Origin of the sequence: Streptococcus ovis DSM 16829 (genome assembly GCF_000380125.1) — a bacterium.
In the GTDB taxonomy this organism is placed as follows: domain Bacteria; phylum Bacillota; class Bacilli; order Lactobacillales; family Streptococcaceae; genus Streptococcus; species Streptococcus ovis.
This window is the reverse complement of sequence record NZ_KB904569.1, coordinates 1-21,928: the sequence shown is the minus strand read 5'-3', so window position 1 is coordinate 21,928 and position 21,928 is coordinate 1. Positions and strand designations below refer to the sequence as shown.

Below are 21,928 nucleotides of genomic sequence, written 5' to 3'. Positions count from 1 at the left end.
TTATGCTACAATTCCCGTTTGATATCCAATCAATTACAATCAATACCAAAATAGTCGTAAAATCAAGGTTTTATCAAATTACAATATCTAGTCAATTGCTGTCAATCACATAACAACGTATTAAAAAACGTATTAAATCAAAAGCTGGGAAGTGCTATTTCGACCTCTGGACAAGGTCTTTTTTTTGCAAACAAAAAAAGCCCCGGCAAATGCCGAGGCTGATTCTTATTTTCCGTTATAAACTTGATCCCAAGTACCTGGGGCAAATTTCCCTTTGGTAACAATTGCTGTGAAATGTGGTGCTACTTTATAAGACTTCACTTCTGGAATCGCTCCAGCGGTAATAAGCGGAGCGATTAACGCATACTGTGCAGGACTAACGTGTATATACTTTTTATTCAAAACGTTGAACAAGAAGAAATCTCCCTTCTTATTCTTGTTGTCGTGGTCTTCCATCAATTTTACTACAAACATAATTGTTCCTCCTAATGATTTTACTTCTTTTTCAGCTTCTGCTGATTCTTTTGTACTTGTTGTGTAAGGTAGTCTAAACCAGCCTATAACACCTTGATAATTGCGATAGTGTTTACGAGTATATCCTCCACCGCCTACTTGTAATTGGTCGTTGATACCGTCTCCGTTTTCGTCCAGCCAACCGTCGATATTCTGTTCAATCGTATGCATACCGTTAACATCGGCAGAAACTACAATCCCAATATGCCCAAATTCGTCGCTAGAATCCCATCGGCAAACAAAGAAATCTCCTTCTTGAGGGATTAGATTTGGATTGTTCGTGTCATTGTAAACAACTTCTAGCCCTTGGCTTTTAGCTTTCCCAAGACCGTCCTTCGCATTAGTATAGGCTAGGTTCTTCTCGCCGTTCGTAAAATGTTGAACAATATGGTCTATCAAAGCGATACATTGCCCCCCATAGGGATTCGTAGGAACCTTTACTTTTTTGCCCACCAAAGAAGTTGAATAGGCAACTACTTCTTTTGCTGTAACCATCTATTCTTCCTCCTTCAAATCTGCTAGATTCATCAATACGCAGACGATACCAGATAATAAGGCGGTAGACAGAACTACTTGCCAATTTACTTCTGACAATAGAGCGGTCGAGCCGATAACGCCTAGCGCAGCTTGTGCTACTGTCTTAACTACCTTTACACCTAGTTTTCGCAAATATTTATCCATGTTTAATAACTCCTTTCTTTCATCATTGCTTTTACTTCTTTCATGTCTTCCGTCAGGTTTTTAATTTGTTCAGTCATAGCGACCAATGCCCGATTTTGATTATCGTGATCATCTAGTCGTCGTGTATGCTCCTGAATAGTTCTCTCAAGAAATGAGACCTTCAGCTCCAATGTGTTTATTTTAGTTGCCTGCTCAATAGCTTTGGCACGCAACACATTGTAAAAGCCATAGACTGTGACAAAAAAACCTGCCAAAGTAACAATTAGTTGATATTCAGGTTTCAAGTATTACTCCTCCTACGAACTACGCCTCGCCCGTGACTTTTGGCAAGCCATATGCTTCCAGTTGATTGTCCGGAATTGTCACATCCATTTCGGTGATGGTATTGCTATGTTTAAACACGTCAAATTCCATGTTCATACCGTGGACTTTTGCATCTGCTATTAAATTGCGACAGTAAAGTGTTGCAGCGTTTTGAGTCGCAAATCCACAACGCTCGCTGTACTCTGTGGTCCAATTACGTAATCCTGTAAATGAGTTAAATTCCAAAAATTCGCCAAGCTGATTTTTGATTACAAATACTGTTTCTGTTTTTGATTCTGCCATATTTATTTACCTCTCTTTTCTGGGACCCACTTAAAAAGGTCAAGTTTTTTGTCAAATGTGTAAGTAGTGCCCTTGACACTATCTAAAATATTTACAAGGCCTCGCTCATCGATTTGAACTACTCTGTCTAATCCACGATTACGAGACCAAGCGACGGTCGGAAACATCAGACGTCTGCCGTCCCAGCCTTTGATTTTTCCAAGGTAAATATCCCCGGACTTTGTTGATTTGACTGCACCGCTGATGTGTACAGTTTCATCAGTCTCAATGATGTAAGGTATCATTTAATCGTCCTCCTTTTAACAAATTAATGTTAGTGTTGTACAGTAGCGTTTACCTTTGTTTGCTCCTAAAATAGTCAAATTCCCTTGTGCATCCACTTGGATACGTTTTAATGCACCTGTATCCCATTCCGCCACGAGCTCTTGAGATCCACTGGCTGGTCTAAAACCTTTTGGCAAATTGCCGATGTAGTAATTGCCTGTTGTGTTCGATGTGACATCAAACCAAACACTCATCGTTCCACCTTGACGCACAACTTTTATATTTTTCGAAGGATTAAGATACGTGGAGTAATTTTTAGCGTTGATTTCTACGTTACCCGATGATTCAATTTTTAAATCAAGGTCGCCGTCAATCAACATCCCATATATATCAATCCCGATATCCCGCTTTTCACGATTAATAGTCCCGGAATCCATCCGAAAATGCAATCCCTTGCTTCTTAGTATAGTTACTATATGACTATCCACTGGGCTGGTTTTTGACAGTTTCATTAGTGGGCCATTTATTATGATATTGTTGTCAGTTATTAACATATCCGTGTCATGCGCTGGTATCGTATACGGCTCGACTTGTGCAATATCATACGTCACATTGCCTTTTTCTGCATTTTTTACAAAAACATAGCCAACATCCTCTGGGTGATGTTTGGACAATGTGATAGTACCACCTGTGATTTCCCCCAAGTCTGAGATGATGGCAGAGAGTTTTTTGACGTCGAGTTTATCGGCTGTAATCACACCATCTTTAATGTAGGTTCCATCAGTAATCTGTACTAGCTTACCATCAATTTTTACGGTGCCATCTTTGTTAAGATTGATTTGACTAAGGATTGTGCCTGCGTCCGTCAAATACTTGATGGCCCACGAGTTTTGTAGTTGAGTCATTTGAGTTTTTAGACCGTCTTTACCACTGACCTCCTGCAACAACCCTTTAGCTGTCTCAATCGCTTGATATAAATCGCCACCTATCGCAATTGACCGTTCATACTTGCCTGCTGACTGGATAGCTTGAGATATAGCAGTTCCGTCCCCAATAGTTTGTTTGTGCTCGTTTACAGTTTCTTCAATGACGTTAAATTTTGTTGTGGTCGCAAACGTTGGTATATATGGTGTAGCTTCTACCCCTTCCTCGAGTTTTATGTTTCGGATACGCCATTTTTTCCCAACTTCCGATAAATTGACTTTAAAATTCAGATAACCTACAAACATGCTTGGTTTATTTAAAACAACAACATACCGTTTCGGTTCTTTATTAATTTCAGTTAATTGGTCAGGGATACCAAAGTCACTCTCTAATCGACCTTTCTGTGCAATCGTATCAACCAAATACGCTTCGTAACTAACTGTATATTGTTTCTTATTGATGTCAATATAATCAGGTACCCTCCAGCTAAAACCAGACCAGGCTTTCGCAATTGTGATTTCAATCCAACCGTCTGAAATTTCTTCAATTTTTTGATTGCTAGGTGATAACGTGGCTTTTTTTAAATCAAAGTCAAATAAATTTTGATTAATTCCGGTAGGAATCATGCCTTGAGTTTCGATGATTTTGGTTTCAAAACCTTTTACAGTTTGTTGGAAACTAGATGAAACATCATCTATCCTTTTAGTTTCATCTGTTACGGTTTTTCGCAAAGACGTAAGTGCTTCGTCATTGGTTCGTTTATATTCTGCTACTTCGTGAGTGATGTTATCTAAAACAGCCTTAGAATCTTCAGGAGCATCAAAATATTCTTTAGTGGCATGACCTTCATACATCGCCACACCAGCAATTTCGATAGATTTTATTCCGTCAGCAGTGTTATTGCGACCGATAATAACTTGTTTAGCAGATGGTGGTGTCGATACAGTTTGTTTATATTTAACCCAATACCGCTTCCATTCGGTTGATAATTTCACAACTGCATATCCATCGGGTTTTATATCTTTAATATATCCTGTACTTGTTTCGACATATGTGGTCGTATTTGGTGAATAAAAATGACATACGCATGTTGCATTGTTTACATCAGACTTAGCAAAAAAGCTGATAATATACTCAGTATTAGTTAGTGGTTCTGTTGTTGCAGTAAAAGTATCATTATAACCGGAAGTCGGTCTGGAACGAGCAATGTTGAAGTCCCCATATTTATCTGAAGTATTAAAGTTTTTACTATTATTTCCAGATAAATCTCGAGTTCCTTTTAAAATATTTCGTATGCCAACTTGTAAATTCTCGTACTTTTCGGTAATTCCACTCAAACCATCTTCAATTGTTTTTGTTTTTTTATTTATGTTATCAATACTTGTGCCGTGTGTGCCAACAGTTGTGCTCAAAGAGTCAACAGTCCTCTTAGTGCCATCAGCTAAGGTTCGGACCTCATTAGTTTTCGTTGTAAGAGTGGATATTGATTGACCTTGCTCATTTACTGTTTTGGATAAATTGGAAACTGTGGTCTTAGTACCATTTGCAGTTTTCTCTACAGTATCAACACGACCAGCAAGTGCAGTATTTAGTCTAGTTGCTTCCTCAATAGCATCTGTTTTAGCTTGTGCAGCAGTACGATATGCGTTAGCTGCATCTGCTTTTGCTTGATTGCCAATTTGTTGTGCTTGGCTTGCTAGACTTGCAGCATCTGTTGCCTGCGCTCGAATTTCTGCCACTTGCCGGTCATGATCTTGTTTAGCATCATCTACCTGAGACTTCACATCTGTTATTTTTTTACCAAGGTCATCAAATTCTGGATTTCTCACTTCCGTGACAGTCGCTGGTGTCTCAATCGTTGTTCCATCTGTCAACTCAGTTTTAGTGTAGCTCACGACATACGGCTCGGCCTTAGTTGGATTAGGCTTTGTTTCTGCAAACGTACCGTCCTTGTTTGCCGTGTTGGTAGCAGACAGTTTGTTGAGAGTTTTGACAGACTTGATACCTGCTCCTGTCTTGCCGTCGGTCACATCCGTAAATGTGATTTCCGATTTTGCGACCGACTGACCATCGACAATAGCTTCAACACTTACTAGTTGCGTGCCATTGACATTTTCAGCAGCGATGCTGTAGGTTTGAGCGGTTTGAGTGTCATTGCCAACTGTCCAAACAAAAGAGGCCCCAGAAATCCTTTCTGTGCCTCTTTTAAGTATTGGGGTTATAAGACTATTGCCAGTGCCATTTTTAAACACAGTACCGTTATCGGTTGCCAAATCAAGCGTGTATGGTAAGCGGTCTGCGACAAGCTTATCTACCATAGCTTGCAAGTCATCACTGATGTGACTTTTGAGTTTTTTAAAGTTACTAAATGTAAGCTGGTCTACGTTTGGTTCGGTAAAGCTCATCTCGATTTCGTCAACTCGGAACTCGAGTAACAATTGGCTACCATCATCATTGCGTAGTTTATCAGTCTGCATCTTCCAGGTATCACCTAAATCAAGGTCAAACCGCTGGTTGCGAACCAAGCTAGACCGAGCTTTTGCACTAAAAGTGATTTTTGGATAAGCATTTGCCTGCAAAAACTTGAGACCGTGATTCATAAGTTGGTCTTGCTTAGTGTAATCTGTCGTGAGTGTTTTCTCTCGGTAAGTTGCGATTTCCACTCCTGCCTGCTTCGCATTGCTTGGAAAAAGTCGTGCAGCAAGTACCGCTCGATAATATTGATCACCAGCCACCTTTTCAAACTCGACTTGGCCATCTGTATTGTAGATTTTGGCAGACTGATTGGTAAAGTTGAGATTGTCTTTTCCAGTAACCTTTACTGCGGTCCAAATACCTTTATAATCAATATCACGCTCCACAACCTCTAACCCCGTCTCGGACATGAGAGGTGGTAAGTCGTCACGTCTACGACCAACTCCTTGATATCTGTCGTCATGCTCTCGATAGATATGTATTAATGTCTCTTGTATTGGCCCATCATAAGATAAGACTGTTTCAAACTCAAATTCTGCATCAAAGCTAGCCATGATGTCCTGTAGACGAGTAATTTTAGTATCATTCGTACTATCATACTTGAGAGTACGTTTGACGCCTGCAAGCTCATTTATACCTATTTTAAGCTGACTATTACCAGTCAAGCCTGACCGCTCAAGATACCAAATTATGTCATGACTATCCTTGTTATCGATGCTTGGAGCTTCCTCATAGACAATGTCTGCGTTGTTGTCTACTGTTTCAAATTGGATGTGTGTTGTTACAGATGAGTCTTTAACGCCGATAATCGTAAAGAGATAGCTCCTTCCTTTGTAAACAAAACTAAAATAGCTAGCTTCCTCAAGTTTGATGTTTTGATATCGTGGATCAGATTTAGAAACTGAAAAATTAAAGGTGCTCAAGCCATTTGAGCGGTATCGATGCCACTTGTCTGCTTTAAATTTAACTGCTCCTGGTATATCGTCTGACAAAAAACCAGTCTTAACCATTTGCCGATTATGGATGATAATTAACAAATTTTATAACCACCTTCCTTTTACTTCTACAGTTACTTCTACGTCCCCTGACCACTCCGATTTTTGGAGGTACAGTTTGCTTTCTCCCGGCGGTAATCGCAAAAACGATCCGCCAATCGAAAATAAATCTGCTCGTGGATAATCATTAATCGTGATGTCTGTTGTGCCATTGTCCAATTTAAAAACATCGCCAGCCAAAAATAAATTTTTGACACCCGAAATTTTATCGTTATTAGTAATCTCACACATCATAGATTTTAATTTTAGGACGGTGAAATAATGGTTGGCAATCAAATCTCGCGTACCATACTGACCAATCCAAATCCCGACTTTAGCAATGGCTACATCTGCCAATTCTGGCACAACGAGATCATAATACTTACCCCACCAAAAAAAGCGCAGCTTGGCGCCAATTTTTTCGAAATCAATAGAGCCGTGTGTCTTTGTCCTGAACGGATTCTCCTTTTCTTTATTGGAAGGAGTAAACTTAAAATTCTTAAACCGTCTAAAACTATTTCCGCCATAAGACATGAGAAAATCCGCTTCATTTTTGCTTGTTGAAGCTTTATGGACCTCATACATAGCAACAATTCGGTTATTTGCATCCATATAGATAACCTTTAGAAGCCCCGTCTGACTAGTTTTTCCAGTCTCTGCAGCGACCTGGAAGCGAGAATAAAAACGCTGGGTACCAACACCAGCACTTGAAGATTCGATTGGAAACACGTTGAAGCCACCAGCCCAATGTTTTCCATCACCCCAACCACCTTTTGCAGCTAAGGTTACTTCTCCATTAGCTGCTACTTTGAGAGTTCCTCCTGCTAAATCTCCTGTAGGAGTACTTGTAACTGCTTTCCCACTAAAGGATGTACTTGACTTCATCAGTATCTTTCTTGCTGGTTTTTCGTCCATGTCAATATCTTCACGATTGCCAGCAACAAAGGCTCCGGTCTCATTGTAAAGGGCTAGATAGCCATTGTCAGTGCTGTGCTTAACTGAGATTATAGGGTACGCATCAGCAGTGCCAGGGTTTGTTAAAACCATTTCGGTAGGATTTTGAAAGATTTTCGTAATAGCGTTGGTTGAATAGGCCTCACCTTCATCTGCATAGAATTTAAGGGTTAACCTTGCATTTCTCATTGCGCTAGTAGGAGTAATGTTTTCAGTAATCGAAGCAATATAGTACCTGTCCGGCTGCACCTTTAAAATTAAACGTTTATTTTTTTCACGGAAAATGTCGTTAAGCATATCGATTGTGTCTAAGACATTGTCTGCAATCTCAATCGGTACTTCGATTGTCCGGCCTCCGTTTTCGTCAATTCCTTGCGGAATGGTCGAAGAAATGATTACATTCCCCCTGAAGCGCTCGGCTAACCAAATTCCGTTGTAAGATATATCATGATAATTTATCAAACGCTACCTCCAAACATATCTAATATTGCTTGTTCCCTATTGATTTTGGTTTTAACTTTAGAGTAAATGTTACCAACTATACTATCTCCATCAAGCATAATATTCGGATTCTTCTGCAAAAGTTTTTCTAACAATTCAATAATGGTATATAGAGCTTGTAGAATTTCTTCTTGTTCTAATCGCATTGTTTCTGCGACGCCGATACCAATGTCGCCCAGTGTTTTGCTGTTCAGTGGCAAAATAGCTTCGTCACCAGCTTCTCCACCAACCATAGCATTGTTACCATTTATGCCGAACATGGTCGGAGCAGTCATGATACCACCTTTTGCGTACCATTCAACGCCGATACGAGGCAACGAACCTTTCCCCATCAATCCGAACGGTGGTTCCCCTCCACTTACATTAAAATGTGGTACTTTAATATCCGGCAACTTCCAGCTAAAGTTAAATATACCTTTGATAGCCTCGACTACATTTGAAACTATGTTTTTAGCAGCATTGATTTTGTCGGAAATCATGTTTTTTAATCTATCCCAGGCTCCTGTCGCTGTCGAAACAATTCCGCTCCATAAACCAGAGAGGAAAGAGCCAAGACCTTCCCAAAGTGCTTTACCTGTCGCCACTGCAGTTGACCACGCTGACGACAACCAAGACATAAAGCTAGACCACATTTTCCGTCCTGTTTCTGTTTGTGTAAAGAACCAAACAAGACCGGCTACAAGTGCAGCGATTGCTGCAACAACTAAGAAAATAGGATTGACCGAAAGAACTGCATTGAAAGCTGTAAATGCTCCTGTTGCACCCATTGTCGCTGCTGCTTGTGTCGCTTCCGCGGCAGTCAAAGCACCACTTTGGACGAATCGTGCTAACATCAAGCCATTTCCGACTGCAAGAAGCGTATTTTTTACAGTTTCAATCGCTTGTATAGTGCCAGCTACCACCTTGTAAGCCGTCCACGCAGTTGTGACACCTACAACGGCTGATTTCAATGCATCAACTGCAGGGCCACCTTTTTGGAACCAGTCTACAAAGTCTTTGATTTTGCCTGTCGCTTCTGCTAGGAAGTCAGACACCCCACTCAATACATCTTTGAGCCGATCAATTGACTCTTTTCCGCTATCAATTCCTGTAAAACCAGATATAAAATCCGATAGCATGGAACCAACGTCAGAAAAGATTGATTTTAAATTATCAAATGTTGTGGACAGTCCTTGAAATGGCTCTGGAAGTCCAGCAAAAAGTTTGTCAAAGAATCCGACAAAAGTAGTCGCCACTTGTGGCAAGACATCAGTCAGTAGTGTATTAAATAAAACTGGTAGAGTAGCAATCAACGATGATATAAGTGCAGTTGCTCCACTTGTAAGAGCGGGCAACAGTTGACTAAGTATACCTGGTAAATATCCAGCCAATGTCTGTATGACTGACGACAAGCCAGATATGAGCCTTGGGAGAGTTTGGACAATTCGAGGGATTATGTTATCAAGCATAATCTTGATTGAATCAGTTAGATTGCCAACTAATGCGCTGAAATCTTGGTCTGGGTCTGACATGCCGGCGAGAAAGTTCTCCCAAGCAGCTTTTACCATTCCAATCGAACCGGAAATTGTGCTAGAAGCTTCTCTTGAAGTTGTTTCGGCAATCCCCATTTTTTCTTGCATGACGTGGATGGCTTCGGTAACATCTGCAAAAGAGGATATGTCATACTTGATTCCGCTGATTTTTTCAGCATCAGCAAGCAATCGCTCCATCTCTTCCTTGGTACCGCCGTAACCAAGTTTTAGGTTGTCCAGCATCGTATAATTTTGCTTAGAAAAACCATTATATGCATTTTGGATGAGTTCCATCGAGGTCCCCATCTTATTCGCATTATCCGACATATCAACGATTGTCTGGTCAGCAAGCTTGGCAGCTTTTTCGGTATCTCCGCCCACGGATTGGATAAGCGAGGCACTAAACGATGTTACGGTCTCCATGTACGCATTTGCTGATAGACCCGCTGTCCGATACGCATCTTTAGAGTTCTTCAAGACCGTATTTTGCGCATTCATGAGCTTGTCATACTCTGCCGAAGCATCAGCCACACTCTTTCCGACTGATTGAGCATATTCTTCTAATGACTTTCCACCAGCGCCAAACAATGTCTCAACACCGCCGACCAGTTGCTCGTAATCAGCATAGCTTTTAACAGCGACACCGCTCAATGTCGCAAGCGCCGTCACTCCTACCGCTAAACCGGTAGCCATGACTTTTCCAGCTTTTACCGCAACTTGACCAATCTTTCCAAAAATTGCCGATAGTTTTCCGTGGCCTTTTTCAGCGTTTCCAACAGTTTCGTCAATTGCCTTATTCGCTGGCTTATTATCAATCCCGATTTTTCCGAACAATTCAAAAATGTTCACGTTTTACCCTCCTTTCACCCCAATTTTCAAGATAGATTCAGCCAGTTTGATAGCCTCATCGTCTTTTTCTTTACTTTGCTTACGCTCTTCTTGCTTTTTGATATAGTTTTTCTTCGAGTATTTATTGATAAAGTCAGATAGTGACATCTCAACATCTTTGGATTTCCAAATATCTGTTAATTCTTCCTTGTCTTGTTCGTCAAGTAAATACATAAAAAAGTCCAAAGACTCCCTCAAAGTTTGTGTCTCTAAGAGTGTCTTTGGATTTCCATAGCGCTTGAAGAGTATATCTTTTAGCTTGTTGACATCTAATCCAATAGCGAAGCAATAGATTGGAAAAAATCTTTGAGTTCCGCCTTTTTCCCAAAATCAACAAGTAATTTTGAGTAATCAAGCATACTCAAAGTTTCGATTTCCTTTTGACTAGTTCCAGTCAAGTCTCCTAAAAAGCGATTGACATCATCTTTGGCATCACCGACATGTCGCAAAATCGCAAATCCAATATCAGTAACTAGTACCATACCACGCTTTTCAATAGCAAGAGAGGCTTCTTCCTGCTCTTTTTTGGTTGGTTTCTTGCTCTTGTGGTCAGACAGCTCTACCACCTTTTGATTTGTGCCATACTGACGTTCAATAAGCGCTACGACCTCTTCCTTGATGTCTAACTTGCCGATGATGGACAACATCGTAAAGATGTCGCCCCCGTTCAGTTCTCGCATTTTTAAATCAGCCATTTAATCCTCCTTTAAGCAATATTCGGGAAGTAAATGCGACCCGGCAAACTCAAATCTTCGACTTGCCCTGCATCAGCATGTGCTTCAAATGTCATTGCAATAACCGCTTCTTCGTTATCCTTGGTTTCAAAATCGAGACCAGACGTGCAAAGAGCGTTGTCAATGATAACGATGATTGGGTCATCTGTACCGGACATAGTGCCAACGATACCAAGGTTCTCAATGTAGTCTGTATCTTCCAACTTAGGCTTACCAGTAATGACTTTATAGCCGCTTGGCGCATCTGTACCATCTGCTTCTTCAATGGATCCGTTGATAGACAACCGGATATTTTCCGCCGTCAATTCCTTGACATTCGTTTCAATCTTCATTGATTGGCTTTCAAGCAATTTCTGACCAACCGCAGGAACGAAAACACCGTCAATATCAACGACACGGTGATTCTGCTCAATAGTGGCTTTGTTACCGCCTGCAGTTGCTCCGAGAAGTTCACCTTCCCACTGAGATTTTTCTTTATTCCAAGTAAGATTTTTGTAAACTGCCCCAGCATTAATAAGGTAATGCTTAGGCGTGTTCTTTGTATAGCCTGTACGCTTTACAGCTGATTTTTCTCCCATTTAATTTCTCCAATCTATTTTTAGATAAAAACGCAGATTCCGTCTTTGCAAAGTATCCGAATTAGTCGGGACATTCTGCAATCCTTGGAACTGCATACGCATATAGCAATCTTCAAGCATGATGTCTAGATGCTCAAAGTGTCGTTTGATCTCTTGTGCCATTGTCTCAATGTCTGACTGGTTAAAGCCTTTATTATCGAAAATATCAATATCTAAGTAACAACCGTCAGCATTGCGGTCGATGTTCGTGAGGTTGGTTGAGAATACCAGATACGGATATACGACCGTTTTCTTTGAGTTCATCAAGTAGTAACTTTCAGAGTGTACCTCTTTCAGTTGTTTCAAAATCTCTTTGATAACTGGTCTCATTTACCTAACCTCCCTAACAAATTAACGAAAATGGCTTGTATCTGTTTCTGATTTTGTCGAAAAGCAGGTCTAAGATACGGATCAGGAGGCATACCGTAAGTAAAGTAAACTTTCCCGTCTGCTGTTTGGTAAATCCAACCGCCTTTTCTACCGTTCCCTGCTTCCGCAAATTCACCCGTACCAAATTCAACGTAGATTGCGTATTCGCAATTGGTACCAACATAAGCTACCAATTCATCAGCATTGACCTTATAGCCAATGGAATCTCTCAAAGCCCCTGTATTTGCTCTGACAAGCAAAACAGCTTGGCCTTCAACAAGCATTGCTGCTTCAGTCAACCCTTTCAGAATTAGTCGTTCCATTTCAGCTTTAACTTGTTTCGAATTGTCTTTAAATTGCATCTAACCCACCGCCTTGACGTAGATTTCAAGGTGATGTCCGATGTTGACAGGGTTGTCCACATATGTGACTTCATAAGTCTTTCCAAGTGTGTCAATGTGGTCATACTTACTGACATCTACAGTCATGTCCTTAGTCAAGATGACGTGTGTACTATCTTCTAGTACTGCCAACTTGTTCGTGGATTCTGTGCCACTCAACATATCCATATAGCCTGCAAAGACTGCTGTCTTAGTAAACTCTGTAACAGTCTGGCCAAGGTCGTTTTCGCCTGCTTCAGTTTGTTTTAAAACGTAAAATACCTGCATCAAGACCACCTCAATTTTCTGTATTTATCCAAAAAGCCAAGCAGACTTACTGGATACCCCTCAGAACTTTCGGCAGCAGTCACGTCATAATAAGTCACAGACCAACGTGCAATCGTCTCGGATTTGAGGCCAATTTTTTCGGACATTTTAGCGTCATAAGCCAGTAACTTCTTGACCCCCTCTAAAACATCCGCAGGATAGCTTATTTTTGTCAAAATAGCCCCTGTTTGAGTTTCGGTGAATAAATCCCCGTCCAACTCAATAGAGCCATCAGAAACGTTTTTAACGGTATATAGACCGTCATTGAAATCTGTCCCGTTGATTTCTACGGTGTCGCCTGCTTTGAAAATATCTGTCCGACTTTTCGTCTTGACCGTGTTTCCGTCCAAGGTCAGTCCATGGCATCTGAACTTGATAGCTTGAAAATTATTGTTGGTGACCTTTCGGACCATTGCTTCTAGACCATTGCAAGTCTCCTGTGTAGCCTTTGAGTCTAGTTTCTGTGCTTCCTCAAGAGTGATAATCATTGTCTACCTCCTAAAAATAAAAGGAGAGTAGCTGACTACTCCCCTTGTTTTTGCGCTGCTAGCAATTCAGCTAGAATTTCAGTTTTTGCATTTTTGGCATAGGTAACACCTAATGCGTCCAATTCAGCTTTGATGGCATCACGGTCGAACGTCACAGTTTCCTGCTCCTCATTGTCAACCTGTTTCACTTCCTTCGCGGGAAGTTCAATCAAAGGCTTGATTAAGATTGTTCCTTTATTGTTCCTTGCACTCTCTAAAGTAGCAATGCGTTCTTCAGATGGTAAGTAACCTTCTCGTGGATAAATCGAGTTGACAGGATAGTGAACGTCTTCATCTTCTGTGTCAAAAAAGGAATCAACTACAATAAATTTTTTCATATAGTCGCCCCTTCTTAGACTTGATCAGTACCTAGCGAGTGGCGGATTGCAACAATACCGATATTCTTATCTTCGTAAACTTTAGACCAGTTATTAGCTGTCGCAAGCTCCGCATTTGATGGTGTTTCTCCAGACACAGTCGCATCAGTAAACTTCACACCGTATGGATGAAAAACAAACGCACGACGTGTATAGACTTCGTCAATACCTTTGGAAGCAACACGATTTTTTTCAAAAGTAGTAAGTTTTTCAGGCGTACCAGTGTTGCGACCAAATGCCCCCTCAGATAGCAAGTATGTTGTGTACTCGTTGCCAGTTGGAGCATTGCTATCATCTACAATTACACGATATCCTTGATAAATAGGAATGTCAATCTTTGCATCAGTAGGCTGAATATACGAAATCAAGTTATCCTTTTGCAATTTTGTATACACAGCAGAATGCATTACAATAACTTTGATTTTATCCGCAGCATCACCAAGCAATTGCTTAGCATTGAGCACTTCTGACGCAGTAATAGGTTTATTTGCAAGATTTAGTAAGTGAGTCGACTCCAAAGGTCCACCTACCGCAAACAAGCCTTTTAGAACTGATAACAATACTTTCTGCTCTTGACGCAGCCAGTAATCGCCGATTCGAGATAAGAGCGCGCGCATTGGATCATCACCAGAAATTACAGCGGAAAGCTCATTGACTGCCCATCCGCGTCCTCGGTACATAACTGCAGCGATATCCTTTCCTGCCGTGATTTTACCTGTTCCAAGTTCGACATCATCACCAAGAACTTCGTCATCTCCAGTCAAATCATTCCAAAATGGCATGTTTACCAAAGTATTCCCTGCTGTAATCATTTCAGATACACGCTCGTCTGCAATAGCGATACCAGAGTTTACAATGAGTGATTTTTCTGCAGTATATTGTTGCATATAAGCATTGTAAATTTCCGGTGTGATAGTATCTAAAATTTTAGTAACTTCTTTTGTCATTTAATTAGTCTCCTTTTGCTTGTTGTTTCAAAAATTCAGTTAAATTAACTGATTTATCTCCAATCGCCGAAGCGATATTGTGATTATTTGTACGCTTACCATCTGGCAAGTCTGCACCGCCTAACGACTTGAAGCCGTTGTTGTCTGGGGCTGAGTCTGTAGTTTGGAAAAATGTTGGGTGATTTGTTTGTAAATCCTTGATTTTATTTTCAAGGTCTTTAATCGCCCCGTTTTCATCCACTTCAACCTCGCCTAGTTTGTACATGAGATAGTCCACATCTGTCGCCTTGGCATTTGTCAGAGCATCTTTGATTGTTTGCTGCTTGGCTGACTCTTTCGCCTGCGCTTCAAGCTGTGTGACTTTATCCTTGTACGTTTTCAGCTCATTCTGCAGTTCTTCGTTGTCCTTATTGGATTTCTTCAACGTATCAAGCGTGCTGTTAGCTACTTTTAGCTTTTCAGCCTGTTCGTTATATACATCTTTAGGGACAGCGTGCTTTGGAAATTCTTCTTTCGCTGCGTTCATGACCGCATCAATGTCTGTTTTTCCATCTGCAGTATGTTTCTCAATAAGTTCTTTTAACCAATCCATTATTGGCTACCTCCATAGATTTTATTAGGGGCTCTCCCCCTGTGGGAGTTGTCACAATATACCCTGTGACAATTTGGGTACACGCTCTGCAGGATTCGAACCTGCGTCATCGGTTTTGGAGACCGATATCTTAACCTCTAGACAAAGAGCGCAAAAAGAAAACCGCATGGGATTCCATACGGTTAAATTATTCAGCTAGTTCATAGGTTTCTGCAAAGATATCCGGTTTACATGGATAAAACTCACCTTGGATACCTTTGATGATATAATCACCTTTTTTAGCTATCATATCTCCCTCAAGTGTATCAATCCAAAGCGTACCTAAATCATCAAACCAAATATCAGATTTAGCGAACTGGATAAGCTCCCTATAATTTTCTCCAGTCCACTGAATCGCTTCAATTACTACTGGTTTCTTACGATATTTCATATTTACCTCCTGTTTTTGAGTACAAAAAAAGCACTTAGATCGCTCTAGGTGCTTAATAAAATCCAAATTTTGAACTTGTTCGCTGGTATTCTTCACGCCATTCTTTGTACTTTTCGTAAAGTTCAACGATTTCTTGCGGAGTATCTGGTCTCAACCGCGGATTTGTATATCGATTTTCCTTCTCGAACCAAGGTTCTATTTTTTGCATCATCTTAGTTCCTTTAGTAATCACCATCTCCATGTTACCAGTCCTCCTTTTCCAAAAATTTTATTATTGTTTTACCAAACCCGTCTGTAGTTAGTAAATCTAATGTGTTTGCTTCAGATATAATTTCGTTTGTCGAATTCAATTTTCCAAAATATCCATCCAAATGTCCTTGAGCATAACCGCTAACATCTGTACCTACATTATAGCCTTTCTTATCAAGAAACTCAAGTAATTTCGCATTAAATCTTTGCTTTGATTCTGCATAGGTAATACCATTTACTTTTGCATGGTGATCAATGTGCATATAATGCTTGTAATGGCCTAACTCGTGGACTAACGGGCTTCTTGGGTCGTTATCAACCGCAAAGAATTTACCAACATTCCCATCTTTCAGCCATTTCTTATTCGCAGTCTGTAGCCGTTTGATAATGGCTTTTTCATTCGCTTTGCCAGCGTCTAAAAAGACAGTATTTGTTGCAGGGTCATACGCTCCGAAGCTGTGCTTTTTACCAACATCCAGCGCTCCGTCATAAAGGACAAAACGAGGAGCTGGGCTACCTTTCGGGACATTGATTACTTTCATCACTTCATCAATCTGATTTTCATAATAAGAAAATGCTTTACGTCCAGAACCGAGGCTGTCAGAGATATACAGGTTGTGCTTCGAGTTTAACACCTTGCGTCCCTTAAAGGAAGCTTCCTCACCACGGATAAGTTCTTGTTTGCCCTTTTGGGGGCTAACCAGTTTATCAGATTTCAAGTAATCTGCATCGGTTCCCATGGTAAAACGACGCCTATCAATAGCTTTTTCCCACTCTTGATAATTCTTGTACTGGATTACCTCACCAGTCTCGTTATCTCTGCGCAACACCTCTGACTGGTCATTTTTTAGCCTCGAAATCGTCCGACAGCGGCAATTGACATCCTCACTGGCAACCCCAAACATGTGAGGTTGTTTTGTTTTGCGACCGTTTATCTCAAAGTACCCGTCCGGCTTGACTTTGACACCGTCCAACAACTGGTGATTGTGCCTGGTACGACCGTCAAGAGTAGCTACCCACACCTTTTCAAACTCGATACCAAGGCTTTCGGCTTCCGTCTGGGCTTTTTGTCTTGCAACTGCCTGCACACGTCCTGCCTCGGTACGTGTAATGACCATAGCCCGACGATAGGAACTATACCCTTGTTCTGCCAATCTAGCAGATGCTTGAGCATAGCTAGCACCATCTAGGAAGATGCGTGTCAAATCGTCCTTGATGTTCGCTTTTAGGCGTTCAGCAACACCATCATTCAAACGTTCGGACAATTTGAAATTCGCAACAGGCGTGTCAATAATCGTCCGCAGTTCATCTTCTTTCAGTATGGCGAAGTTGATTCCACCGTGCCCGCTTTCAAACTCGTAAAAAAGTTCATTATAGGCGATTTGACCTGTATGATCTAAATGCCCTCTAATTTCGTTTTTAAGCCCCTTTTTAAGTTCTGCGGTAGATTGTTCTAACTGTTCCAAAAGAGCCGTCATTTGGCTTAATTTTAACTTCTCTGATGATTTCAACTCACCTATCCGCTGATAATCGACAAGTAATGACTTTTTAAGGTCTTTTATTGTGTCGATATACAGGTCATAGAGTCTCCTATCCGTCAGCTTGTCCGACTTGTCCAGCAGGCTCTCTATCTCCTTCTGGAACTTGTTCAGCTCCGCCATCTTCTACCTCCGTTGATTGGTTAAAATCGGACTTATACCCTTGTTCTTCCAAGGCTTTTTCGACTTCGTCCGGGTCTACTTCCAAGACGCCAGCCAATAGCTCTAAAACCGTCCTATCGTCCAAGCGTGGTGCAGCAGTCATGATGTTCCCAATCAGCACCTGCTTAGTGTCTGCCTCGGTTTTGGCCATGTTCGCATTGTCTACCTCGTTCGCCATCACATCACGAGTGATTGTAATCTCGATATCTGACGTGTCATAGGTTTTATTGTGGATTTCATTGATATTTTCCACAATCAACTCTAGCATTTGTTTAATAACCGCACGCAATCTGACCTCTGCCTTGTTGCATTTGAGGTCAAGTAGACTATATCGAGACAAAATAACCACGTTGGTGATATTTCCATCGCCAGTCTGCGAACTATCAAAGCCCATGCCAAACTTGTAGATAGCCTCTTTGTCTATCTCTAACTTAGCCTTGCGTGCTTCAACTGGGATGTTAGTAGTAATGACATCAATACCGCCGTTTTCACCCACGCCGACAGTCTTCTTAGTTTTGAGATTGGTTACAAGCGTGTCGAGATTATCGCCATCGTATCCACGGACTGCATAGATTGGATGGTCGAAGTCAATCAAGTTGTTAGATAAAGCACAAGCCATCATGTCGTAATCATCGATTAGGTCTTTGATTGGCTTCAAGTCATTCAATTTCTGCTTGTTGTTTTCCAAGCAGATAAATGGCACACGACCATAGCCTTTACCCAGCTTTTCTGTTCCTTTCTCAGCCAGCATATGGGGCTGTGGATTAATTGCGACAGAGCCATCTAAATTTACATCACTGTCAACCTGCACAAAATAAAAGACCTCTTCTTTGGTCCATAATTGAATTTTGGTTACGGTCTTTAGTTTGCCATCAATGATAATCTCATCATCGTAGTAATAGATGAGCTGGTCGATATTGTAAAATCCGTCGTAAATCGGCACAATCTTGAAGGCATCTGCGGTTTTAAATCGAATACGCTTGTCCTGGTCTTTTTTCCAAAACACGTATTCGATAGATTTCTGACTAGCGCCTTCAACAAGTTCCTGCAGCATAAGCTGGAAATCTTCGTCAATGTAGTCATCCAAGTATTCTTGCAATCCCACTTGTTCTGTTGTCACTTCGATCGGATTAGATAGCAAGTATTGGACTTTCTGATCTACAAGTTCTGTAAAATATTGATGTGCAATCTTCGTGTTGCTTCGATATTTCTCTTCGACGATTTGACCTTCGTTATTAAAATAAAACAAGCGGTAATCCTCAATGTCGTGTCGGCCGTTGTAGTAATTGATACCAGTCCGCATATCTCGCTTTAATACACTAGCGCGGTCATTTGCGACCATGGTTTTTATATCGGCAACAAGCCGAGTGATATTTTCTGTTTGTAGCATTCTTCCTCCTAAACTAGCCAGCCACTAGATTCGATACATTGCAAGCTATATCGCAAAGCATCCATCAAGTGATTGTTTTTATCCTCTGGCTTATTGAGCCAATTACCTTCTCTGTCACGTTGGTAACAATAGCTATAAAATTCATCCATGATATGTTTTAGGTTTGGATGCACAATAATCTTATAGCCTTGCAACTTAGAAACCCCAGCCATTACACTATCTTTACCTTTCCGGCTTGGTTTTATCCGTCTAATCCCATGCTCTTTTTTAAGCTCTTCGATTAGTCGCCCTTCCGCACAGTCAGCGATGATGGTTGAGTTTTGATAACCTTTATCCCTTATCATTTGCGCTACCTCTCGAGTAATCAAACCTGATTGATAATGCTCATCAAAAACATAAATTGTCTTAGCCTCATCGTTGATTACCGATGCAGTCAGCGCCGTTGGATCGTGAGTGAAACCAAAGTCGAGGCCAAGACAAAGTTTATTCACTTTATCTTTTAGCAACTCATCTTTATCAAAATCAGCAATCGTAACATTCTCGTAAATAAGACCTTCGGCAACTCCCCACTCCCCGTCACAGACAATTCTAGCCCGTCTAGGATTAGTATGATACAAATCTTCGTAGCGTTGCTTATCGACATCATCAAGCCACTCGTTGCACCGATATGTAGTTGTCAGCGATAACGTATCAGAGCGCTTGGTCTTGTCATCAAAAAAGACGCGTTTCAGCCAGTGTCTTTCGTTCCATGGGTTAAACGTAACCGTGATTTGTTTAAAAAAATCTGGAACATCCAACGTCCCACGAATTGATTCCACAACAGTAGAAAATTTGTCTTCGGTTTCAATTTGATACGCTTCTTCAAACCATGCCCAGCAGAGAATACCGACATCAACTGTAATTGACGTAATCTTCAACTCATCATCAAGACCACGAAATAGAATCTTTTGCCCAGTCTCTTTGACAGTGATTTCGGGCAAACTCTCATTAAATTTAAAAAGGTGTGTAACCTTTAATTGATTACACGCCCATTTGAAGTCTGTATATGTCGATTGCTTGTTTGTATTAGAGTACCTGCGGACTACAAGTAGGTTGGCCCAAGGATATTTCAACAACCGAGTAATAAAGTTCAAGGCTGTTGTCTTGGATTTTTTGGAGCCACGGCTGCCTTTTACAACTCTATAAAAGTTACGCGAACGCCAAAACTGACCATATCCCGCGCCTACTGTCGTCGGCAAATCTACAACAAAATCTATCTTTGGTTTAGTCCGGGATATCGTCTTCATTGGCAAATACCACCGTTCCACGAACTTCTGCTTCTACTTTGTCACTCCAAAGCTTGTACCGCTTACCTAGCAATTCCAAAGCTTTGTTCCTGTCGCTGTTCTTGGTTGGATATTCAACAAGTTGAGGAATTTCATCATAAACCTTAACAGATTTTCCGCTAACTGGATCGACTTTCAACACTCCCACTTTCGTAGTTACCACAACGGTCTCCTTGGCTTGACCGGAAGCAATTTCAGACAACATGACTAAAACTTGTTTTTGAGTCAATATCTTCTCGTCTTGTAACTCTTCCATACGATTTTGGATATATTCTGAAATGCCAACATTTGCCAACAATTTATGTGATTGGGCCCTAGCATAATTCTTACTATATCCTGCTTTGATTGCAGCTTCCTCCGCTACCCCGCAGATGATGTACTCATCTGCAAATCGTCTCTGTCTTTCATTCAACTTTCCACCACCTCCAATCAAAAAAAGCCGGCGCATCGTATGCTTACCGACCTAATCCTATAATTAAAATCAGACCAACGCGAATGCTCAGAAAAAGTTTTTTGTTGGTTGTTGGTCTGATGATTGGCAGTTCGATTTTTTAAATAGCTGTTCCCTTTATATAAAAGGCTCTATGTAAATGATTATCTCTTCTGCCAATTATTTGATGGTACCATAATAACTCATTTTCGATGCGACAAATAGGCATAAAAGTCGCATCTTTTAGCAAAAACCATAAAAATCCGCAAAAATTTCTAAAATTCTCTCCCGCTTACGGTAAATTGTACTTCTGTCGTATTTCATTTTATATGCTATCGCCTCCCAAGTATTTACCGACCCACGAGACCAACGAAGCCAGAAGATTTCTGTTAAGTCGTCATCTAAGATGTCTAGCGTGCTTTCTACGGCTTCTTTTTGTGCATATAGACTATTTAGACGTCTATCACTATCCCAACGCGCTACGGTCGATTCTGTGGGCTTAGAAACGATATTGCTTTTCCCTCCGCCTACATTAGTATCGTTATTAGGAATATCTGAAATTTCTAGTTTGCGCGCTGCAATCTTACGATCAATGCTTACATAATCAAATAGTAATTCATCTAATGCTTTTAGTTGTGCATTACTTAACCTTCTCAACTCGCCTCTCCTTATGATATAATAGATTTGTAGTTATTATTCACAAGGAGTCAGCGCATGCTGGCTTTTTTTAATGTTCTTCCACCAGAATCATTGTTTGCCTCCTATTCTTGTCATTTCCAACTGTAATTCTAGTTTTTCTTTAGCTAAACGCTCGCACTCCCTGTCTATTTTTGCAATTTCCCGACAAAGCCATTTGATATATCGCTTTTTATCTTTGTTCATCACTCCTCCACAAGCTTAGCCCGCTCTAAACTTAGGTATCATTGTCTACCTCCTGAAATAGTACTTCAAAAATGATAGGACTATACGTATTGATTTTATCGTTTTCAAAAACAACAAAATGACCAATCTTTACAACTTCTTCTTCCTCAAACATACCATCATAAACTACTAATTGTCCATCTCGCATATATACATCATCTTCGATGTTACTTGCGAGTTTTTTTATTTTCTCAAAAGTTTCTTTTGATCCATCCCACTCAAACGCGTCTAGAAAAATTGGATTAGCTATTACTTTCATTTC

Annotated in this window: 27 protein-coding genes and 1 tRNA gene; all 28 read right to left on the bottom strand. The window is 40.7% G+C overall.

The window, feature by feature from the left end; all coding sequences use genetic code 11:
* Positions 1-225: 225 nt before the first annotated feature.
* Positions 226-1,008 carry a CHAP domain-containing protein gene (locus tag A3I9_RS12980; protein WP_018377878.1) on the bottom strand — a complete coding sequence of 261 codons (783 nt, stop codon included), beginning with the start codon at positions 1,006-1,008 and terminating at the stop codon, positions 226-228.
* On the bottom strand, positions 1,009-1,194 hold the full coding sequence (locus A3I9_RS0104585; protein ID WP_018377877.1) for a holin: 186 nt from the start codon (positions 1,192-1,194) through the stop codon (positions 1,009-1,011).
* 2 nt (positions 1,195-1,196) lie between these two features.
* On the bottom strand, positions 1,197-1,478 hold the full coding sequence (locus A3I9_RS0104580; protein ID WP_018377876.1) for a DUF7365 family protein: 282 nt from the start codon (positions 1,476-1,478) through the stop codon (positions 1,197-1,199).
* Positions 1,479-1,497: 19 nt separating this feature from the next.
* Positions 1,498-1,800, bottom strand: coding sequence for a hypothetical protein (locus tag A3I9_RS0104575; protein WP_018377875.1), 303 nt, complete (start codon positions 1,798-1,800; stop codon positions 1,498-1,500).
* Positions 1,801-1,802: 2 nt separating this feature from the next.
* On the bottom strand, positions 1,803-2,084 hold the full coding sequence (locus tag A3I9_RS0104570) for a hypothetical protein (protein WP_018377874.1): 282 nt from the start codon (positions 2,082-2,084) through the stop codon (positions 1,803-1,805).
* 15 nt (positions 2,085-2,099) lie between these two features.
* Positions 2,100-6,500 carry a hypothetical protein gene (locus A3I9_RS0104565; RefSeq protein ID WP_018377873.1) on the bottom strand — a complete coding sequence of 1,467 codons (4,401 nt, stop codon included), beginning with the start codon at positions 6,498-6,500 and terminating at the stop codon, positions 2,100-2,102.
* A 3-nt stretch (positions 6,501-6,503) separates the two neighbouring features.
* Positions 6,504-7,913 (bottom strand): distal tail protein Dit, encoded by a 1,410-nt coding sequence (locus A3I9_RS0104560; protein ID WP_018377872.1) that lies wholly within the window; start codon positions 7,911-7,913, stop codon positions 6,504-6,506.
* Positions 7,910-10,312: a phage tail tape measure protein gene (locus A3I9_RS0104555; RefSeq protein ID WP_018377871.1), complete on the bottom strand. Its 2,403-nt coding sequence runs from the start codon at positions 10,310-10,312 to the stop codon at positions 7,910-7,912. The genes A3I9_RS0104560 and A3I9_RS0104555 overlap by 4 nt, the downstream gene beginning before the upstream one ends.
* Before the next feature lie 3 nt (positions 10,313-10,315).
* Positions 10,316-10,525: a hypothetical protein gene (locus A3I9_RS0104550; protein ID WP_018377870.1), complete on the bottom strand. Its 210-nt coding sequence runs from the start codon at positions 10,523-10,525 to the stop codon at positions 10,316-10,318.
* A gap of 95 nt (positions 10,526-10,620) precedes the next feature.
* Positions 10,621-11,046 carry a hypothetical protein gene (locus A3I9_RS0104545; RefSeq protein ID WP_018377869.1) on the bottom strand — a complete coding sequence of 142 codons (426 nt, stop codon included), beginning with the start codon at positions 11,044-11,046 and terminating at the stop codon, positions 10,621-10,623.
* Positions 11,047-11,057: 11 nt separating this feature from the next.
* Positions 11,058-11,663 (bottom strand): hypothetical protein, encoded by a 606-nt coding sequence (locus tag A3I9_RS0104540; protein ID WP_018377868.1) that lies wholly within the window; start codon positions 11,661-11,663, stop codon positions 11,058-11,060.
* Positions 11,664-12,032 (bottom strand): hypothetical protein, encoded by a 369-nt coding sequence (locus A3I9_RS0104535; RefSeq protein WP_018377867.1) that lies wholly within the window; start codon positions 12,030-12,032, stop codon positions 11,664-11,666. It abuts the gene before it with no gap.
* Positions 12,029-12,433, bottom strand: a complete 405-nt coding sequence (locus A3I9_RS0104530) for an HK97-gp10 family putative phage morphogenesis protein (protein ID WP_018377866.1) — start codon at positions 12,431-12,433, stop codon at positions 12,029-12,031. Before A3I9_RS0104530 ends, A3I9_RS0104535 begins: the two co-directional genes overlap by 4 nt.
* Entirely contained in the window at positions 12,434-12,739 is a 306-nt protein-coding gene (locus A3I9_RS0104525) for a phage head closure protein (RefSeq protein ID WP_018377865.1), read from the bottom strand.
* Positions 12,739-13,266, bottom strand: a complete 528-nt coding sequence (locus A3I9_RS0104520) for a hypothetical protein (RefSeq protein ID WP_018377864.1) — start codon at positions 13,264-13,266, stop codon at positions 12,739-12,741. Before A3I9_RS0104520 ends, A3I9_RS0104525 begins: the two co-directional genes overlap by 1 nt.
* A gap of 35 nt (positions 13,267-13,301) precedes the next feature.
* Positions 13,302-13,643, bottom strand: coding sequence for a hypothetical protein (locus tag A3I9_RS0104515; protein ID WP_018377863.1), 342 nt, complete (start codon positions 13,641-13,643; stop codon positions 13,302-13,304).
* A gap of 14 nt (positions 13,644-13,657) precedes the next feature.
* Entirely contained in the window at positions 13,658-14,629 is a 972-nt protein-coding gene (locus tag A3I9_RS0104510) for a major capsid protein (RefSeq protein WP_018377862.1), read from the bottom strand.
* A 4-nt stretch (positions 14,630-14,633) separates the two neighbouring features.
* On the bottom strand, positions 14,634-15,221 hold the full coding sequence (locus A3I9_RS0104505) for a phage scaffolding protein (RefSeq protein WP_018377861.1): 588 nt from the start codon (positions 15,219-15,221) through the stop codon (positions 14,634-14,636).
* A gap of 80 nt (positions 15,222-15,301) precedes the next feature.
* A tRNA-Trp gene (locus A3I9_RS0104500) sits at positions 15,302-15,373 on the bottom strand.
* A gap of 35 nt (positions 15,374-15,408) precedes the next feature.
* Complete coding sequence (locus A3I9_RS0104495) at positions 15,409-15,651, bottom strand: hypothetical protein (protein WP_018377860.1); 243 nt, start codon at positions 15,649-15,651, stop codon at positions 15,409-15,411.
* Between the two features lie 52 nt (positions 15,652-15,703).
* A complete protein-coding gene (locus A3I9_RS0104490; RefSeq protein ID WP_018377859.1) occupies positions 15,704-15,892 on the bottom strand; it encodes a hypothetical protein in 189 nt (62 codons plus the stop codon).
* 1 nt (position 15,893) lies between these two features.
* Complete coding sequence (locus tag A3I9_RS0104485) at positions 15,894-17,561, bottom strand: phage minor head protein (protein ID WP_026217328.1); 1,668 nt, start codon at positions 17,559-17,561, stop codon at positions 15,894-15,896.
* Positions 17,491-18,990: a phage portal protein gene (locus A3I9_RS0104480; RefSeq protein WP_018377857.1), complete on the bottom strand. Its 1,500-nt coding sequence runs from the start codon at positions 18,988-18,990 to the stop codon at positions 17,491-17,493. Before A3I9_RS0104480 ends, A3I9_RS0104485 begins: the two co-directional genes overlap by 71 nt.
* An 8-nt stretch (positions 18,991-18,998) precedes the next feature.
* A complete protein-coding gene (locus tag A3I9_RS0104475) occupies positions 18,999-20,276 on the bottom strand; it encodes a PBSX family phage terminase large subunit (protein ID WP_018377856.1) in 1,278 nt (425 codons plus the stop codon).
* Complete coding sequence (locus tag A3I9_RS0104470; protein ID WP_018377855.1) at positions 20,254-20,763, bottom strand: terminase small subunit; 510 nt, start codon at positions 20,761-20,763, stop codon at positions 20,254-20,256. Before A3I9_RS0104470 ends, A3I9_RS0104475 begins: the two co-directional genes overlap by 23 nt.
* 225 nt (positions 20,764-20,988) lie before the next feature.
* On the bottom strand, positions 20,989-21,402 hold the full coding sequence (locus A3I9_RS0104465; RefSeq protein WP_018377854.1) for a transcriptional regulator: 414 nt from the start codon (positions 21,400-21,402) through the stop codon (positions 20,989-20,991).
* A 90-nt stretch (positions 21,403-21,492) separates the two neighbouring features.
* On the bottom strand, positions 21,493-21,627 hold the full coding sequence (locus A3I9_RS13810; RefSeq protein ID WP_018377853.1) for a hypothetical protein: 135 nt from the start codon (positions 21,625-21,627) through the stop codon (positions 21,493-21,495).
* Positions 21,628-21,658: 31 nt separating this feature from the next.
* The coding region (locus tag A3I9_RS13500; RefSeq protein ID WP_042361612.1) for a hypothetical protein at positions 21,659-21,928 on the bottom strand (270 nt) is incomplete at its 5' end.

Coding starts and splice junctions, on each gene's coding strand:
- A3I9_RS0104550 (WP_018377870.1), bottom strand. CDS start 10,525: ATGTATTTACTTGACGAACAAGACAAGGAAGAATTAACAGATATTTGG.
- A3I9_RS0104585 (WP_018377877.1), bottom strand. CDS start 1,194: ATGGATAAATATTTGCGAAAACTAGGTGTAAAGGTAGTTAAGACAGTA.
- A3I9_RS0104490 (WP_018377859.1), bottom strand. CDS start 15,892: ATGGAGATGGTGATTACTAAAGGAACTAAGATGATGCAAAAAATAGAA.
- A3I9_RS0104530 (WP_018377866.1), bottom strand. CDS start 12,433: ATGCAATTTAAAGACAATTCGAAACAAGTTAAAGCTGAAATGGAACGA.
- A3I9_RS0104480 (WP_018377857.1), bottom strand. CDS start 18,990: ATGCTACAAACAGAAAATATCACTCGGCTTGTTGCCGATATAAAAACC.
- A3I9_RS0104505 (WP_018377861.1), bottom strand. CDS start 15,221: ATGGATTGGTTAAAAGAACTTATTGAGAAACATACTGCAGATGGAAAA.
- A3I9_RS0104525 (WP_018377865.1), bottom strand. CDS start 12,739: ATGCAGGTATTTTACGTTTTAAAACAAACTGAAGCAGGCGAAAACGAC.
- A3I9_RS0104570 (WP_018377874.1), bottom strand. CDS start 2,084: ATGATACCTTACATCATTGAGACTGATGAAACTGTACACATCAGCGGT.
- A3I9_RS0104470 (WP_018377855.1), bottom strand. CDS start 20,763: ATGCGCCGGCTTTTTTTGATTGGAGGTGGTGGAAAGTTGAATGAAAGA.
- A3I9_RS12980 (WP_018377878.1), bottom strand. CDS start 1,008: ATGGTTACAGCAAAAGAAGTAGTTGCCTATTCAACTTCTTTGGTGGGC.
- A3I9_RS0104515 (WP_018377863.1), bottom strand. CDS start 13,643: ATGAAAAAATTTATTGTAGTTGATTCCTTTTTTGACACAGAAGATGAA.
- A3I9_RS0104475 (WP_018377856.1), bottom strand. CDS start 20,276: ATGAAGACGATATCCCGGACTAAACCAAAGATAGATTTTGTTGTAGAT.
- A3I9_RS0104485 (WP_026217328.1), bottom strand. CDS start 17,561: ATGGCGGAGCTGAACAAGTTCCAGAAGGAGATAGAGAGCCTGCTGGAC.
- A3I9_RS0104510 (WP_018377862.1), bottom strand. CDS start 14,629: ATGACAAAAGAAGTTACTAAAATTTTAGATACTATCACACCGGAAATT.
- A3I9_RS0104495 (WP_018377860.1), bottom strand. CDS start 15,651: ATGAAATATCGTAAGAAACCAGTAGTAATTGAAGCGATTCAGTGGACT.
- A3I9_RS0104540 (WP_018377868.1), bottom strand. CDS start 11,663: ATGGGAGAAAAATCAGCTGTAAAGCGTACAGGCTATACAAAGAACACG.
- A3I9_RS0104520 (WP_018377864.1), bottom strand. CDS start 13,266: ATGATTATCACTCTTGAGGAAGCACAGAAACTAGACTCAAAGGCTACA.
- A3I9_RS0104545 (WP_018377869.1), bottom strand. CDS start 11,046: ATGGCTGATTTAAAAATGCGAGAACTGAACGGGGGCGACATCTTTACG.
- A3I9_RS0104575 (WP_018377875.1), bottom strand. CDS start 1,800: ATGGCAGAATCAAAAACAGAAACAGTATTTGTAATCAAAAATCAGCTT.
- A3I9_RS13810 (WP_018377853.1), bottom strand. CDS start 21,627: ATGAACAAAGATAAAAAGCGATATATCAAATGGCTTTGTCGGGAAATT.
- A3I9_RS0104535 (WP_018377867.1), bottom strand. CDS start 12,032: ATGAGACCAGTTATCAAAGAGATTTTGAAACAACTGAAAGAGGTACAC.